This window comes from Nitrosospira sp. Nsp18 (assembly GCF_900103145.1).
GTDB lineage: Bacteria > Pseudomonadota > Gammaproteobacteria > Burkholderiales > Nitrosomonadaceae > Nitrosospira.
On the sequence record NZ_FMWY01000037.1, the window covers coordinates 1 to 16,649 of the forward strand.

General features: G+C 54.3%; 16 protein-coding genes and 1 pseudogene. 13 read left to right on the forward strand and 4 right to left on the reverse strand.

Annotated features, from left to right (window positions below; all coding sequences use genetic code 11):
• The 3 genes from BLS94_RS15085 to BLS94_RS13410 all read left to right on the forward strand — a co-directional run.
• A partial coding sequence (locus tag BLS94_RS15085) for a hypothetical protein (protein ID WP_218124818.1) occupies positions 1–194 on the forward strand: 194 nt, incomplete at its 5' end.
• Positions 195–217: 23 nt separating this feature from the next.
• The gene (locus BLS94_RS13405; protein WP_090961925.1) at positions 218–961 is read left to right on the forward strand and encodes a hypothetical protein; all 744 of its coding nucleotides are present in this window, start codon (positions 218–220) and stop codon (positions 959–961) included.
• Complete coding sequence (locus BLS94_RS13410) at positions 958–1,548, forward strand: type II toxin-antitoxin system VapC family toxin (protein ID WP_090961928.1); 591 nt, start codon at positions 958–960, stop codon at positions 1,546–1,548. The genes BLS94_RS13405 and BLS94_RS13410 overlap by 4 nt, the downstream gene beginning before the upstream one ends.
• 344 nt (positions 1,549–1,892) lie before the next feature.
• On the opposite strand, the gene BLS94_RS15090 is transcribed toward BLS94_RS13410, so the two are convergent.
• The 4 genes from BLS94_RS15090 to BLS94_RS15360 form a co-directional block, all read right to left on the reverse strand.
• The gene (locus tag BLS94_RS15090; protein WP_143021708.1) at positions 1,893–2,129 is read right to left on the reverse strand and encodes a DUF2188 domain-containing protein; all 237 of its coding nucleotides are present in this window, start codon (positions 2,127–2,129) and stop codon (positions 1,893–1,895) included.
• Positions 2,102–2,395 (reverse strand): hypothetical protein, encoded by a 294-nt coding sequence (locus tag BLS94_RS13420; RefSeq protein WP_143021705.1) that lies wholly within the window; start codon positions 2,393–2,395, stop codon positions 2,102–2,104. The genes BLS94_RS15090 and BLS94_RS13420 overlap by 28 nt, the downstream gene beginning before the upstream one ends.
• Positions 2,376–2,522: a hypothetical protein gene (locus BLS94_RS14955; protein ID WP_176767888.1), complete on the reverse strand. Its 147-nt coding sequence runs from the start codon at positions 2,520–2,522 to the stop codon at positions 2,376–2,378. The genes BLS94_RS13420 and BLS94_RS14955 overlap by 20 nt, the downstream gene beginning before the upstream one ends.
• A 71-nt stretch (positions 2,523–2,593) precedes the next feature.
• Positions 2,594–2,956, reverse strand: coding sequence for a hypothetical protein (locus BLS94_RS15360; RefSeq protein ID WP_256325437.1), 363 nt, complete (start codon positions 2,954–2,956; stop codon positions 2,594–2,596).
• A 90-nt stretch (positions 2,957–3,046) separates the two neighbouring features.
• On the opposite strand from BLS94_RS15360, the pseudogene BLS94_RS15475 reads away from it, so the two are divergent.
• The 10 genes and pseudogenes from BLS94_RS15475 to BLS94_RS13470 all read left to right on the forward strand — a co-directional run bounded on the left by BLS94_RS15475 (position 3,047) and on the right by BLS94_RS13470 (position 16,255).
• Positions 3,047–3,434 (forward strand): annotated as a pseudogene (locus BLS94_RS15475) (helix-turn-helix transcriptional regulator).
• 69 nt (positions 3,435–3,503) lie between these two features.
• A complete protein-coding gene (locus tag BLS94_RS15110; protein WP_218124821.1) occupies positions 3,504–3,629 on the forward strand; it encodes a WYL domain-containing protein in 126 nt (41 codons plus the stop codon).
• 61 nt (positions 3,630–3,690) lie between these two features.
• Positions 3,691–7,317 carry an ATP-binding protein gene (locus BLS94_RS13435; protein WP_090961940.1) on the forward strand — a complete coding sequence of 1,209 codons (3,627 nt, stop codon included), beginning with the start codon at positions 3,691–3,693 and terminating at the stop codon, positions 7,315–7,317.
• Positions 7,310–7,939 (forward strand): condensin complex protein MksE, encoded by a 630-nt coding sequence (locus tag BLS94_RS13440; protein ID WP_090961943.1) that lies wholly within the window; start codon positions 7,310–7,312, stop codon positions 7,937–7,939. The genes BLS94_RS13435 and BLS94_RS13440 overlap by 8 nt, the downstream gene beginning before the upstream one ends.
• On the forward strand, positions 7,936–9,153 hold the full coding sequence (locus BLS94_RS13445; RefSeq protein ID WP_090961946.1) for a hypothetical protein: 1,218 nt from the start codon (positions 7,936–7,938) through the stop codon (positions 9,151–9,153). Before BLS94_RS13440 ends, BLS94_RS13445 begins: the two co-directional genes overlap by 4 nt.
• Positions 9,153–10,013, forward strand: a complete 861-nt coding sequence (locus tag BLS94_RS13450) for a DUF7281 domain-containing protein (protein ID WP_090961949.1) — start codon at positions 9,153–9,155, stop codon at positions 10,011–10,013. The genes BLS94_RS13445 and BLS94_RS13450 overlap by 1 nt, the downstream gene beginning before the upstream one ends.
• A gap of 163 nt (positions 10,014–10,176) precedes the next feature.
• Positions 10,177–10,653 (forward strand): AbrB/MazE/SpoVT family DNA-binding domain-containing protein, encoded by a 477-nt coding sequence (locus BLS94_RS15115; protein ID WP_218124822.1) that lies wholly within the window; start codon positions 10,177–10,179, stop codon positions 10,651–10,653.
• Positions 10,640–11,047: a PIN domain-containing protein gene (locus BLS94_RS13465; protein ID WP_090961953.1), complete on the forward strand. Its 408-nt coding sequence runs from the start codon at positions 10,640–10,642 to the stop codon at positions 11,045–11,047. The genes BLS94_RS15115 and BLS94_RS13465 overlap by 14 nt, the downstream gene beginning before the upstream one ends.
• A 190-nt stretch (positions 11,048–11,237) precedes the next feature.
• Positions 11,238–12,695, forward strand: coding sequence for a hypothetical protein (locus BLS94_RS15120; RefSeq protein ID WP_218124823.1), 1,458 nt, complete (start codon positions 11,238–11,240; stop codon positions 12,693–12,695).
• 251 nt (positions 12,696–12,946) lie between these two features.
• On the forward strand, positions 12,947–16,255 hold the full coding sequence (locus BLS94_RS13470; protein ID WP_218124824.1) for a hypothetical protein: 3,309 nt from the start codon (positions 12,947–12,949) through the stop codon (positions 16,253–16,255).
• Positions 16,256–16,649 lie beyond the last annotated feature (394 nt).

Here is a 16,649-nt window from a genome sequence, read left to right on the forward strand (position 1 = left end):
ACCATATCAAGGTCTCCTTTTCGGTAACCTTCAATATGGCGCAACGTTATTTCTCAGAATACCTTTCGGTTACATTTAATTCGGCGCAATTCGCAGCTCCAAAAGCTGGGGGTTTTTGTTTGCCTGGTGGAAAGAGTGCAGACGTCTGCAATCTTTCTCGAATAAATTTGTGTGGCTTTGCCAAAAGAATATAATCGCCAATTAATGGGAGCCCTCCGTGGACATACGAGAAAAACTTACATTCAAGATAGATATTTTCACGCCGGAGACACTTCCAATGGCGCGATTAGCTCAATATCTAACTCAGCTGTCATTGCTCTACGGGAACAATGAAAATGTGCACTTTGAAAAAGTGAAAAAGGGAAGTGCACTCCTGCAGGTTGCGGTTGAAGAGGTCGCATTTCCGAAAGTGTTTAAGCGGTTGCAGAGCGTTAAGACCTTAGCTCGAGATGTAGATCAAGACGTAACTAAGGCATATAAGGCGCTGGACGCTCTCTTACGAAACGATAACGCTGTTGGTTCTATCAGTAGGAGCAAGGGAGGTAAGATCCTAGATTTTCCAGGAAGAAAAATGCCCTCACCTGAATGCTATAGCGTGGTTCAGCCGACAAGCGTAGATGGTGTAATTATAAAAATTGGCGGTAAAGATGACACTATCCCGGTAGCGTTGAGAGATCAGGAGGGAAAGCTATTCAATTGCCAAGTTAGGGGACAGACTTTTGCAAAGGAGCTGTCCGCTTACTATTTAGGACACCAACTTCGCGTCCACGGCGATGCTAAATGGACACGTTCGGCCGATGGAGTATGGGAGATGGAAATCCTCAATATTGCATCATACGAAGAGATTGACTCGGAGCCGTTGGACAAGGTATTTGAAGAGCTTAAGAACATTCCAAATAATGGATGGACGAAACTCGATGACCCTTTAAAAGAGTGGAAGAAAAACCGGGGGATTGAATGATAATCTTCGATGCGAATATATTAATAACGTTGGTGACTAAGAAAGAAGGTGATACTGCCCACCGAATAGCTGGGTTAATCGAAGATTTGGTTGCGGCTAAAACAAAAATAGGTATTCCTTCTCCCGCATGGGCTGAATTTTTGTGCGGTACGGAAGCCGCAACGAACGCCATTATCAATAGCCTTGATAAACGCGGCTCAATACGGATTTTGCCCTTTGATAAAGTCTCCGCTGTTGAGACTGCTCTAATTCATCGTGCAGCTCGTTTTATTACGGGAAGGAAAAAGGGCTCATCCACTGCCGCGTGGCAGCAAATTAAAACCGACAGGCAGATCCTCGCTATCGCGAAACAGCATCAGGTAACCTTAATTTATACTGATGATAAGGATATGACTTTGGAAGCGAGCTATTTAGGAATTGAGACTAGGAATACATCCGAGATTCCTCTAAAAGCGAAACAGAATAACCTGGATTTTAACTCCGAGAAGCCGTCCCTACCCGCAGACAAAGTAGCTTCAGTTGTTCCTACTCTCAATGTTGCGGGGGTACAAATGGGGGTACAACCGAGCGATGGTTCTCTAAATTAGCAGCAATAGCAAGGGCTTGAATGATGAATTCGGGTGTGCCCTTGCCACCAAAATTCAACGCCCAACCCCTCTCCGTTGGGCGTTTTCATTTCTGCTTCCCTGGGGTTCGCGCCCATTCTGCGCGTGCCGGGGGTGGGCACGGTCTGGGCCGCAGGGCAGTCGGTTCGACTCTCTTTTGCCCTCTGTTCTCTCAAAATCTCCACCGACTCTTTCGCCGTGGCACGCGCAGTCAGCGTTGTTCATCAAACACTTATGCGCGCGCCATCGGGAGTGGTTTGCCTGCGTCTTTGCACGAGCAGAGTTGTCGTGCATCAAACCGCAAGTTGACGAGACCAACCCCAGAGTCATCCCTCGGGCGGAAACAGATCGTCGCCGTAGCTGTTGCGCTCACGGATCTGTCCGTCTCGTCCCTGGATGAGTAACTCACTCTGTTGGTTGACGGCGATGCCCCTTGCGCGATCAATCGCCTCTCGCTGCATATCATGGATCGATGTGATGCGTTCGTTACCTTCACCGCATTGGTCGACGCCGGAATGCAGCGCGTTCGTTCCACTCAGGTGCAGCGTGAGTAAAGTCGGGATAAGAACCCGTCCGAATCATCCACCCGCAACCGGAAGGACTCGTCGCGCTTCTCGATATTACGTTTGAGCCAGATTTCCTTGTTGTCCCATTTCAGAGGTGTTTTGTCGCTCTTGGGGTGATTGCCTGCTGGATACAAGCGACGGATCTCGAAGGCTGCATCGAGTAGTTCAGCCAATCGGCCGCCATGCAGCGCTTTGGATTCCTTATCGGCAATAATCTCGGCGAGGAAGGCGTGAACTTCGCGATTATGGCGGCGAATAGACACGGTAGAGACCAAAATTAAGCTTCGGCTTCATCGAGTGGAAAAGCTCCGTCATCAGCTCGACAAAGCTGGTTTCCATCTGCTGCCGTTGAGACAGCAAACTGGCTATTTTGGACGTTGCGTTCGCCATTGGCGTTCCTGCTATTATGGTAAAACCCGGCCCCCATCTTCCGGCGCTGGGTTGCTCGTGGAATAATGCCGCTATTCTGGCTCAAAAACTGAGCCATTGCCATCCCGAGTGGAGCCATGAACCGTACTGAGCGTTTTTACAAGATCGACCAGATGCTCCACGAGCGGCAGGTGGTGCCGATCAAGGGATTTCTGGAGGAACTGGACGTTTCCCGCGCCACCTTCAAGCGGGACATAGAATACATGCGAGAGAGGCTCCATGTCACGATCGTCTGAGATCGGGATGCGGGTGGCTATCACTTTGAGAACCCCAAAACCACAGGCCCCGCCTACGAGCTGCCCGGCCTCAGAGAACCAGAGGCCGGGGAGTTGTACGCGCTGCTGGCCGCCCGCAAGCTGCTGGGCGATATGGAACCCGGCATCTTGGCATCCCATGTCGCTCCTTTTCAAGCACGTTTGGCGGCACTGTTGGAGGCAATCGGGCCACTCAGCCACCGAGATCACGCGGCGGGTGGCCTGCTCTCGATGGCCAAGCGGACTGTCGAGCCGAGGTTCTTCACCGACATTACGATTGCCCTACTGGAACGCAAGCGCATCGAGATCGATGCCTGGAACCGAGGTCGGAACGAGACCAATACCCGGACGATTTCTCCGCAACGCTTGGTTCATTACCGGGACAACTGGTATAGCGTGGTGCCATCTGCGCAACGACCTGCGTAGCTTCTCCGTGGATGCCATTCAGCGCATCAAAGTGCTGCGGGAAAAAGCGCGCAATGTGGCATCGGCAAAGCTCGATAGCCGTTTCGCTTCGGCCTACGGAATATTTGGTGGCCAAGCTACGGCTTGGGCGATTCTGCGGTTTCCGCCAGAATGCGCCCGTTGGGGGCAGTCCGAGCGCTGGCACAGCGAATAACGGGCCGAAGAGCTTGCCGATGGCAGTTATCGCCTGCGCGTGCCTTAAGCCGACGCGCGAGAGTTACTGATGGATATTCTACGCCATGGCCGGCGTGTGGAAGTGGAAGGGCCCGAATCACTGCGCCGTCTGGTGGCCGATGAAGTGTCGGCACTGACCGGGATGTATCACGGGTGCTATCTGATCAATTCATGAGGCGCAGTATTTGAGCCACCTCGCTGATAGGGTGGGGGCTCGTAATGGGAGGAAGTAATCATTGTTGAATACGTCGGAAGCTGATTTTTTTGCCCTGCAGCGGCTAATCCTCATCGATGCCTACCGCAAGGGCGCCCTCACTGAATTGAAGCTTGACGGGCATACCTCGCTCACCGGCGCTAACGGCGTGGGCAAAACCTCGTTGCTGCGACTGATCCCGTTGTTTTACGGGGAAAGCCCGAACAAGCTGGTGCAGGGCGGAGGAGTAAACCAGTCTTTCGTGCAGTACTACCTGCCTCACACCACGTCTTTCATCGTGTTCGAGTACTGTCGGCGCGGCAAGCTGTGCATGGTGGTGTTGCATGCCTCCCGATCTGGCGAAAGCGTTTACTACCGGTTTATCGACCAGCCATTTGCCTTGGAGCGATTCCGCAACGAATTTGGTGATCTTGTGATCGGCCCTGATCTCAACCGACACATCAGGAAGCGTGGCGAGTTCTGTTCCGAGCAAATCACTGTTCTCTCGGATTACCGGGCCATCATCCAGAACGCGGTTTCTGGAAATCGTGACCATCGAACGCTGGCGGCTAATTTCTCTTTTGTCGGGCCAGGCAGTCGCTTGAGCCATGTCGAAAAGATCGTGACCGGGATGTTTTCGCGGGTAGCTCATTTCCGCGACATCAAACGGATGATCGTTTCCTGCATCGTCGATGACAAGACCAGTATCCGGCTCGAATCCAGCAAATCCACCATGAAGGACTGGGTGCGAGAGTACCGAGCCTATGCAGTAGTGATGGAGCAGGCCGGTCGCATGCGTGATTTCCAAGAATCACAAATGCGCCATGAAGAAGCTGTGCGACGACTTCAGTCTGTCCATACAGATTTCGCCCGGCTACAGCAGGTTCATGAAGGTGCGATTGAACAGGCCAAGGTGCGGGCAGAAGAAATCCAAGGAGAGATGCTACTCCTAGAGGACCGAACCAATGCACAGCTGCGCGAAATCGGCAGCCAATTGGGTAAAGCCGAGGGCTTTGCGAATAGCCTGAAAGGCACACTGCTGAGCCTTGATAAGCAATATCTCGCTTACGAGAAAGAGGATCTGCCAGCGCTTGCTCGCTTGGTGGATGCTTTGCCGCAACTGGCCGAAGACCTGGATGCCAAAGGTAATCGGGAAAAAGCCCTGCTGGGCGAGTCCCACGATCTGGCCAATCGCTATGCCGAGCTGCGCAATCAGCGCACCGAAACCTTTCACGCCCTTGAGCGAGAAAAGAATGCCCTCAAGGAACCCATTCGGGTCAGAGGCAAGGAAGAAGATGCTCAGGCCAGGCTGGATGCTGAAGAAGCCTGGCAAAACATTTCAGTAGAATTCGAGCGACAGGAAGAAACCCTCAACAACAGCAAGGAAGAAATTGCCGAACAGATAGGAAGCCTTAAACAAGCGGTTGAGCATCCACAGCCATCTCCTCATTTCGTTGAAGCCAAGGAGAACGCCCGCCTCGAGCTTGAAGCCGCTGTTGAGGTGGCCGGCACGGCTTCGCAAGCGTATGAGGAAGCAAAGGGATCACAGCAGACGGAAGTCGATGCTTTCCGTGCCATCGATGGCCAAATTCAGGACATCCGAGAACGAGAAAAGCAGGATCAAGCGGATCGAGAGCATCTGCTCTCCTTGCGAGACGCCGCCCCTGGCACGCTGCTACATTTTCTACGCGAATTCCGGCCTGACTGGACCAGGGATATTGCACGGGTGGTACCCGAGGAACTGTTGCTACGCACGGACGTGACACCCACTCTGGTCAGTGAGGATGCGCGCTCCTTGTACGGCATCGGGCTGGATCTGGCGGTGCTCGATGTTCCGAGGGTGGGTGATGAGGAGGCGCTGCGGCAGAGAATCGAGGAGGCCGATCGCGCGATCGAGCGACATCAGCGCGATGCGAAGACCAAGGAAAAGGAACTGGAAGCCCAGTCCGAGCGCGTCCGCCAGGCGAAAGCCGCCGCCGAGGACAAGCAACGCGTTCATATCCAGGCCGACAATACGGTGCGGTCATGCCGGACAGCGTTCGAGGCAGCGGAGCGTGCATTGGCCGAAGACATTCGCCAGGCGGGCATCCGGACTCGACAGAAACTGCAGGAAGTCCAGCAATCGCTGGAGAAGCATAAGCAGGCCTTGGCTACGCTGAAATCCACCCGAAACGTCCGCAAGCAGACCCATGAAAATGATCTGAAAAGTCGCTTGGCGACAATTGATGCGCAGGTTAAAGCCGAAATCGGTGAGATCGATCAGATCATTGCAACCGCGAAATCATCCTGCGATCAGGACATCGGCGCGCTGAATCAGGAATTAGACTCGGCATTGAAGGCGCAAGGCGTGGACACGGCCTCGCTCGAAAAGCTGCGAAAAGAGAAAGTGGATGCCCAGGAGAAACTACAGAAAGCCCGATCCAATGAAGCCAAGGTCGGCGATTGGCGTCGCTGGCGGGCGTCTGAATGGACGACTCGCTCTGGCAAGGAAGCGGAACTAAAGACGGCAGAGGACGGCGTCCACGAGTTGCTGGATCAACAGTCCAAGGCGCGGAAGGCGCGTGAGATCAAATACGACGAATTGGACAAGGAGTTGGGCCAAGTTAATCGGGAAAAGGCCAGGGTGGAAAAGCTGCACGGTTTTGTCATCCGGCGCCGAGAGAAGTTGACCCGCTGGCCGGCAGATCCCATCGCGCCGATGGCGAAGCCACTGCGCGATCAGGATGCGCTGGAGGCAGACATGGACCGGCTGCTCTTGGACATTCAAAACGAGGAAGCTCGGGCGCGGGTGGCGTTGGCCCCCATCAAGCGGGTCTTCTTTGAAACGCCGGGCACCACGCCCTACCAGTTCTACGACAAGAAACGCTTGGACTTTGGGCCGGACCAGGAAAGTGCCTCACCGTTCCTTTGGCTTGCCCCTCTGCGGGAATGGTTCGACGCCGAGCATGAAAATGCGCGCAGGTTGCTTTTGAGCCAGTGTCGTAACTTTGCCTCCGGCATCCACGAGTTTCATGATCGCCTTGATGGCTTCAAGCGCAAGGTCGGCATCTTCTCGAAGGATTTGCAGGACAACATGGCGGCGTCCACCCGCTTTCGTTTCATCAGTAGTGTTGCAGTGAGGGTTACCACTTCGTTCGACAGCCTGGATGGCTGGGACAAAATCAAGCTATTGGACGAGGAATACAGCGTTTGGGCTGGCAAAGATGCCAACGACCTGCCTGGCCCCGCTTTCGCCGATGCCGTGGATCAAGTAAGTGATTGGCTACAAGGGCGTCACACGCTGGATGTAAAGCTGGAAGATCTGCTTGGTCTGGAGATCGATATCGAGGAAGTAGGTCAGCCCAGAAAGACGGTGAAAGACGAAGGGCAACTGCGCGATGCATCCAGCAATGGGCTTTCTTATCTCATTCTTTGTGTGGTTTTCGTCGGCTTAATCAATAAGATTCGCGCCGGTCAGCCAGTACAGCTGGTCTGGGCACTGGACGAACTGCGCGACCTCGACCTAGACAATGTTCGCGTGCTGTTGGAAATGCTGGCCGACAACCATATTCATTTGGTTTCCGCTTTCCCTGACCCCGAGCCTGAAATCCTGGCCCTGCTGAAGAACCGCTATGCCATACAGGAGGGGCGCCGGCTAGCGACCTTCCGCCGGGAGGCGGCCCATGTTTGAAGCCACGGTCATCGAGCTTCTGGAAGGTGCGTTTATTTGCCGCACGGCCTACCCCGATCTATTTTCCTACCTCGAAGACGAGGCAACGCGTCGCCAAGTGGATGGTTACCTGACCCAGATCGGACGTCGTCTGGCCGCCACTGCTCATGGGGAAGCCTATTACGCCGCCCACCGTGCGGTCGGTACGCGTGAGCGGACAGAAATTCGCTCCTTGTTCAAGGAAGTAAAGCATGAGCTGCGGCCAGTGCTCGGCTTTCTCAATCTGATCATGCAGGCCCAACGTGCAGACCGAACCCTTGGCACGGGCGATGTGATCGATTTCCCCAAAACGCTGCTGCATATTTCGGAGAACCCACATCTGGGTGAGATTTTGCGAGGGTTCGCTACGTTGGGGAAGGAGTTTGCATCCAGTGATGCCAGCCTACGCACACTTCTGGATCGCTTGTTGCAGCAGATGGTCAAGAGTGGCTACCTGATCCCTGATCGACAGGGCGATCGCTTCGAGGTAACCGGCAAGATCGATTATTTCTACGAGGTGGTGGATTTCCTTGCTGAGAATGAACAAGCCATCCGTGAGGCGCAGGATCAAGAATCCGAGGGCGAGACCGGGAGGTTGTTTTGAGCCGTGACGGCGTAAAACACCTCATTGGGCGTCTGGCCAGCCACCAGGATCTGGTCTCTCAAGCCTATTACAAAGGCGAGCTCATCAAAGACGAAGACAGTGCCCGAGGCATCGAGCTTCTGCAACAGCACAAGGTGCTTATTCCTCGCGGAGAGGATGCTTACACACTGCATACCACGCTGCGCCGCTTCCTCGATGCTGCCCTCAACATCGAACGGCTATATGGCATTGGCTCTGATCTGGGTGTCGCTTTCGAGCGATTGGAACAGCTAACAAATGCCCTCTTTGACGTTGCTCATGAAGGGCAAATAGAAGATCGCGAGCGAATTGAAGACGAGATCCGCCAGTCCATCTATGAGATTTCCGACAACCTCGCTGCCGATCTGGCGCATCTCAGAACTCTGGTGGAAAACCGCTTCGGCAACGTGAGCACGCTGGCAGAGAAGAAGCGCCAGAACGCCTATTACATTGGCCGCACGGAAAAAGTGGTGCGGGCGATCGAGCTCTTTACACTTTCTGACCTGGGTGAACGGATACAGACTCAAGGTGCATTCGCCAACATTGCCGCGATGTTCCGCGCCCAGTTGCAGGAAAGGCTTCCTTCGTTCCGGCAGAACTTGAGCGATATCCTGGAAATTCTCAAGCAATACCTGTTTGAGTATCGCGAAATCGAGGAGCGTACTCGCAGGGTACGTAGCCTCTGGCTTTACCTAGAGCGTCATCCTGTCTATGAGTTGCAGGAGTGGGACGAAACGGCACATCCACAGCCATGGCTGCTTAAGGCGGATGGCATCTCGATATGCAGCCACCCATGGGTGCGTGACCCGGAATACACGGATTTGCTCGCCGATCTGGCGGGCGATATTGCACCACCAGTGCTGCGCCTGCCCGTTGAGCGGCCACGAGGTAGCCTGCTTGAAGAAGATTCGGCACCCAGCATACTGCTTGAGCGCCGGCCCTACCAGCAGGCTATCGAACGTCTTATTGCCACCTGTAAAACCGAGAATCTCCGAACATCCGCCTTGGAGTGGTATCTCGAACACCCCGCTGAACTGGGCGGCATGAGTGTTTCTGTCTGGCTGCGGTGCGTACTAGAGGATCTTGGGCCGAGGAAGAAACGGGAACTCGGAATCGTCGTGGTCGCTGAAGAAACGGCTGATCCTATCTTCGACGGCAACGTCATGGTCTGTGATGTGCTCGTGGAGCCTGCGTGATGGACAAGCGACTCATCAATACCTTGCTGCGCATATTTCACTCGCCGGAAATTCGGTTCCCATCTGGACGATCAATCAGTGCCTTCTGCTCCGAGTACAACCTGGGGATAAAACAGGGCGCCTCGCTCGTATTCACGGAAGAGGACAAGAAGGAAATTGGCCGGATGCTTCAAGGCGAGATGGGCATTGATCCCGCCATGACAACGTCTGAAAGCTGGAAGCGCCTCGGCCGATCACAAAGCCTCCAGCTTGCACGCGATGAAAAATTCGCTGGTCGTTCTGTGGGGGCGGGTCGGCTAAGGTTGAAAACCTTGCCTGGGCAGACGCTGCATGTAGCTGGCGGTAGTTGGGATCTTCCGCTTCGTACCGATCTGGGCCTGGATTTAGAGGTGGTACTCGGGCATGAAATCGGCCACGATGCCCTGCTGGTAATCGAAAACCTACAAACGTTCGATGACATCCACGACGTTGACGTGGCTGTGATGGACAGCCTGCCGGCACGTGATCCGTTGGTGATCTACCGTGGCGATACTCAAGGTGGCGCCCGGACCGATGCAATTCATACGCTGATCGAGAGCACGATCCTGCCGGTTTATGCTTTCGTGGACTATGACCCTGCCGGCTTGGTTATTGCCTCTGGATTGCCGAGGCTTGCTAAGGTACTGGCGCCGTCGTTGCATGACTTGGGGGTATTGATCCAGATGCATGGTATCGCCAAGCGCTATCTGGAACAGGTGGCAACCGCCTCCCATGTCTTGCAGCAATTCAAAGCCGACTCCCGCATTGCCCCGCTATGGAGCGTCATCCATGCCGCCGGCAAAGGGCTCCCCCAGGAATATTTCCATAGTCGCTCAACATAGATTTATGGGCTCATTATTTGAGCCATCTACTCCTTGACAATGCGCACATGCGATAAGGAGCGAAAAAGGGGAATAGCTAATGCCGATCAAGCAAGTTCTGACCGACAAGCGAGCGCCGGTCAAAATCTAAACCGACGAGGTCGATGAAAATTCCAAGCAGCAGTTGGCCAATATTGCCAGCCTGCCCTTCATTCATCATCACGTCGCGGCCATGCCAGATGTACATCTTGGCATTGGGGCGGCGATGGGATCGGTGATCGCCCCCACAAGGCCATTTTTCCTGCGGCACTGGGTGTCAATAGCCATGGGAACAAGATCATCCGTGGCCTGGAGCGAGATAAGAATGTGTTTATTAACAGAATCATATGATATACTTTATAAAATGTATATCTATAAGGAGTCGATCATGCAAGTCTCAAAGTGGGGTAATAGCTTGGCAATTCGATTGCCTGCCTCCGTGGTTGAAGCACTGGAACTACACGAAGGCGACGACATTGAAGTGGTGATTGCTGATGAGCGAGTTTTCCAAGTGAAAAAGAAACCGGGCAACGATGCCTTCCTGATGCGATTACGAGAATTCAGGGGGAAGCTCCCTGTTGATTTCAAGTTTGACCGCGACCAAGCAAATGCCCGCTCCTAAAGTCTTTATTGACAGCAATATTTTGCTGTACCTTTTATCGGCTGATGCTGATAAGGCCAATCGGGCCGAGGAAATTGTGCGGGTAGGCGGGCTAATCAGCGTACAGGTGCTAAACGAAATAACGAATGTAGCACGTCATAAGCTCGCCATGTCGTGGGCGGAAATCAATGAAGTGTTAGCCCTGATTCGGTCGATATGTCCAACCGAGCCGTTGACTATCGAGACCCATGATCGAGGCAGGCTTGTCGCTGAGCGATGTGGGTTAAGCGTATACGATGCAATGATCGTGGCGGCTGCACTTCTCGCAGGATGCAAGACATTATATTCAGAGGACATACAGGACGGACTACTGATCGAACATCAGTTACATATCTGTAATCCATTCCAGGCTTGACACATAGAAGTGGTCGCGCTTGTTTGGTCCTTGGCTTCACAATCGCGCCATTGCCACAAAAGTCAGCCGCTTAACGCCAAGTCAGCAAAACCTCGAACACCAGCCAAATGTACCCGTATTTCTCGGTTTAGAAGCGCGAGCGGCGCGTATATCCTTGGGCTAGCTCAACAGTTAACCCGAGGACATGCAAATGATCGATTCAGACTTCAGCATCGGCTTCTCCACCAACCTGATCAACGGCCTCAACCCCAACTGGAAGCCGCAGGCAGGACTGTTGAACATTCTCTATCCCGCCGAGCAGCAGGCGATGGCTTTGAAGCCGGTCGAGCCGATAGCGCAGCGCGGCAGCTGGTCGTACCCGACCATTACTTTGCATGAAACCGCACTGGATCTGCTGGATGAATTGATCCCGTACCAGGTTATCAACCCTTCCAGCGATATTGATGCCCCATCGTTCGGCGCGGGCCCCTTGCTGGGTGGCGCCACCGGCAGCCGCCCCTCATTGGAGATGCTGTCGAAAACCATAGGTGTCGACCTGGCCCGGACGGATTTACGTTATGCACTGGTTAAACTGGAGAGAGTGGATGGCGCCGATAATCACGCTTCGGCGGTTGGCGGCATTTTGGTGCATGCGCGGCCACGGCAGCCCGATCCGCAATATGGGCTGAGTACCGAGTTTACTTCAGCTTCGACCAAATTGCGCCATGCGGGTCGCAGCCGTCTGCAGGACTACGGCGATCAGTTGAACAAGGACGACGCTAGCAAAGTGCTGGATTCTTTCCGCGAATTCGGCACCCATTATGTTTCCGCTGTGGAACTGGGCGACACCATTCTGCAGGTATTTGCGTATCTGCCGGAACAGTTTGCCAAACTCAAGCTGGCCTATGCGGATGGAAATAATCCCCTTTCCGGACCGGGATCGCAAAATTTCGTCCAATTCACTACCGACCGGGCTACCGGCATCTTCGGCTATGTGGAACAGTATGGTGGCGTCATCTGCCTGAGCAATTCGACCATCTTCAACTCAACGCTGCGCGATGGCGACTGGCTGGATGCGCTGTGGTCGCACAAGAACAGCGTGTTTTCCCTCTTCAACGTCAACGCCCGGTTATCGCTTGTTAACCTGCAACAGGAATTTACCGAACAGGCGGTGGTAGCTGTTCACCTCGCCAGCCTGAGCGTGATGATAGAACAGAAACGGGGACTGATCTGGCAGCGAATCTTCAAGGGTGCGATGGCGCAGAAATACCGTACCACGATACAGCCGAACTTTTCCATTTACGATCAGCGCGATTTCGTGCGCATGCTGCCGCAGGATACTGCCGGCATCACCTCTTTTATCGCTACGCCCACGGTCAACGTCTATAAGGCGCGGCTGGATCTTGCGGATGTGCAGCTCGTCGCAGCCGGAGAAGTGCAGAATTTCGTCCTGTTAACTAATGTGCTATCCGCCGGCACCAACACGACCATACAGGTTCCTGGAAAAAAGGTGCATCTGTTCGGCCAGGTACTGGACATGCGCGTGCAGGGCCAACCCAGATCGATCAGCCTGGCTGACGATGCGTTCGACTCGCTGCAGTTGGGGTGCGATGAATTTCTTGGCGCGCTGGCAATTCAGAGAGTCGCTCCGGCTCCCGCTATAGCGTGATTGTGGATGGACTCAGGTTCGACCTGGATGGAAGCGGGCCAGCGGCCATGCCATTTATCGCAGACGATATTCGTAGGGTACCACCGCCAGACGCGATCCCGCTACTGACAGACAGCCTGCAGTTTTCAATGACATTCGCTGAAGCGGTGATCAGCGATCAATCTACTCATGCAAATGGCCATATCCAGCAATTTGTGCGCAATTACCTGACATGGGTAACGGAAATGCTGTCCGCAGGTGGGAGTGAAGAATTGATCGCGTTGCGCGTGCGTGCGATGGACCTGGCCAACTACGCGATCAACCCGGAATACGGGAGTTTTGTCCCGATCCTGCCATATGGCGATTACGAGCAGTATGTGCAAAGCATTCTGAGCTATCTGGACAGGATACAGCTGCAGATTGCGCAGAACGAACAGCGCATGGCCAACCGGCGCCAGCAGGAGCTGGTGATCGACGTGGCCAAGACGCTCAACCAGAACATCATCGCTTCAGGCGAGCTGATCGGTGGAGTAATCGAAGCCAATGCAGCGCAGCAAAAAGACCTGGAAGGATTTTACGATTCGATGATCGTCCAGGGTAAGGCGGAAGCGGGGCAGCAGCAGGCCAAGATCAACAACCTGAACGCATCGCTGTTCGAAGCCCGGGGAGACATGGATTTGGCTGTGCAGAAATATAAATCCTCCGTGCAGCAGTGGGAGACCATGGAAGCGATCAAGTTCGGGCTGGAAGTCGCCACCAACCTGTTCAGCCTCGGCACCAGTATCGCCATTCCTGCCTCATCCATCTCTGCCGTCAAAGACCTTGGCCTTGCCGTACAAAGGATCCAGAAGACCTTCAATGTCCTGAACGCGATGTCCAAGCTGTATACCGGCATCAGTACCGGTGCCAAAGGATTGGAAAACGCGCAGCGCGCGCTCGACGATCTGGATGGCGCGCAATTTGGTAATCCCTCGATGCTATCCTGGGATGAAATGTCGATCCAGTTCAACCAGATCATGGCGTCCGGCCCGGATATCAAGCCGGAAAAAGCAAATCTGCAAGCGGCTTTTGCGACCATGGTGCTGCGCGGCAAAGCCGTGGCGGGCGCGGAGTCCTCGCTGCACGCACTGCAGCGGGACATTTATACCAACCAGAAACAAAAAGAGATCAACAGCCGCCAGGCAGCGCGGCTGGAGGCGTTGCAGCAGAAGTTGCATCCCGCCAAGGTCCAGGATCTCGACCGGTCGGCTATTGATCTGGTGGCGCTGACCGGCCATCTGACGTTCATCCATAACCAGATGCTCACCATCCTCGCCAAGGCGTTCCTGATGCAGGATCTGGCGCTCCAGTACGCCAATCTCCAGCCCGCGACGCCGGTGCTGGCGTTCAGTCTGCTGAAATTCAGTGCTGCGGTGGTCCAGCAGCAGGCCACTACGCTGGAAGCCAAATCCTTGCTGGCCCATTATCAGGCCGGCAGAACGAAGCTAATCGAATATGTCATCGAAGGCGTGAAGCCAGAAGAGCTGACTGGCGGCAATGTTTTTCTCAGCACGATTTTTCTGGATGCGCCGGAATTCTATCAATATGTCAACGCAAGGATAATTTCTGTGGCTGCGGTAGTGGAAGGCATCAAATCCACCGCCAGCGGGACCTATCTGCTTCGTCTTGCCTATAACGGCACACCGTTTCACGACCGCAACCTTCACCGCGATCCCCTGGTGTTTCGCACCCCCTGGCGCGAGCGGATTTACAGCTACAACGCGCAGGACAACTCGCCGAACTTCTCCGATGGTGGCGAATCCTGGTCCGAGGGCGTCAGCCGCGTCACTCCTTTTTCTACCTGGGAAATCTCGCTGCCGAACACGAGCACGAACAAGGGCCTGAGCTTCGCGCGGCAAAGCCTGACAGTACGATTGTCCTTCGTGTTGGAGGCAAGAATTGCCGACCCGCTGAAGATGATGCAGCAGCGTGCCGCCAACCGGCTGCTCGCATTTGCCCAGCCGCGCCAATTGCCCGGATTATTGACCGCAAGCGACGTGCTTCTGGCCACTGACGCCAACTTGCCGTCCACCGAGACGCTTCTAGCCCAGATGAGTGCGCAAGGCAGCTGCACCAATGGCTGGGACGTGGTGTTCAACATGGATCTGAAAGGAATCAACAGTGCGCTGCTGGATCAATACGAAACCTTGAAAAAAGATACCGTCTACAAGAACCGTATTACCGTCAACACTTCGGAAAAATATCCTGGCGGCGTTACCGTGATCAACCGCTTCACGATCGACTACGGCTATCCTTTATTGAGCTTCAGCATAAACAACAACAATTCAGCTACACTGAAAATGGAAATACTGAGCGGCTCGGTAGAGCGCTGTTCCCAAGTGGGGTCATTGCCAGAACAATGCGATACACCTGAATCGATCACCGGCGAAACCCTCACGGCAGTGATTCAGCTGGCAAAGGTGGCAGGTACCGTCAAGATCGACAACGGTAATCACAATGTCCTGAAAGTGCAGTTGGACATGAAGGAAGGCGCGTTCTCCATCAGCAACATCGACCTGAGCGATGCCACCAAGGTGGAATTCAACAAGGCGGTCAAGGAGTATTTCGTCAGCAACCCCGTCATCTACCTGATCAATCAACTCGACCTGACCGCGATTCCGACACTGGATGCGCTAAAGCCTAGTGATTTCATTTTCAAACCGCTCCAGAGGCCGGCCAACAACCAGATGCTGCAACTGTTCATCATGACCGGGGGCCGGGCAGTGCTAAATTATTCTCAGGCATTCCTGAACAATATTCCTGAACCGCTGCCGCAAGGCCAGAGCAACAGCATGATGGTGCGCTCCGAGTTGATATTCAAGGAGGTCCTGCCGCAAAGCCTGCGAAACAACGGTTGGGCGCTGCAGGGCGTGAATCCGGGCAGCACCACCAAAGCCTGGTCGGGCAAGTTTACCGGCGCGAGTGTCATTGGAACCGTAGATTTGAGCAAGCTCAATCACACCTCATCGAACGGTGGCGGACGAGGCGGCGGCTCATTTACCGAGTACACTTATTCGATCCCGGGAGGCAAAGATGTGTCGTGGTCTCTGGTGGATACCACCATCAGGGCGCAGCCTAACGGGCAAATGTATTACAGCGGTAGCCGCGGGCAATCTCTTCAATATAATCAACATTCCTGCACAACGGTCTATCCCTGCTTTGGGAATTGCACCCGCTGCAGAGATTCCATGCTTGCGACCGACGTAACGATCGAGGTGAGGGCTTCACTGCCGCTGGGCGTAGGTGGCAGCGAGCGCAACCAGACTATTCAGATCAAGACTACCAGCCAGGGCGTCGCTGTCAGCGGTCACCTGTCCGGAGGAGGGCCCAGTGGTTCCGACGACCTGGCGGCGCAGGTCAATCAGCAGATCCAAAGTCAGGTGCCGCAGCAGATCGTGCAAAAACTGTCGATCCAGTTTGAGGCGGTTTCGGTGTTTGCGTTGAAGAATCTGCTGTTTCCCGCGAATAACTACATCACATTCAGTAGCTGCGGGGTGCCGGGCGACCTGATCCTGCTGGGTAATTTCAATTCCACGAAGTGATGGAGTAAAGCAGGGACGAACTGTCCGGTGCCGACCCGCATGTCGGTGGTGTGGCAGCCAGTTATACTGGCTGCTTCTATGCCGGATTGCACCGAGCGACTTAAGCGGCAGTTCTGCAAGAAGAGACCGGTACGAAATAATATGAGGGTCACTAGGATTCACATTGGCACGGCGTTACGTCGTAAATAAAATATAAGCACTTCGGTGTAAGGGCGGATGAATCTCTGCATGATTGGCTGAGATCGACCAGGCTACCATCCTATCTGATGGGCCCGTGCCTTGTCATCGCTCAATGGATTGGCGAGCGCCACCTGTGCCGGAACCTTTGAGGAACGTCCCCTCATGCGAATAAGCAGATAAGCACATCGGTTGAATCTCGAAACGTATTTTTGGC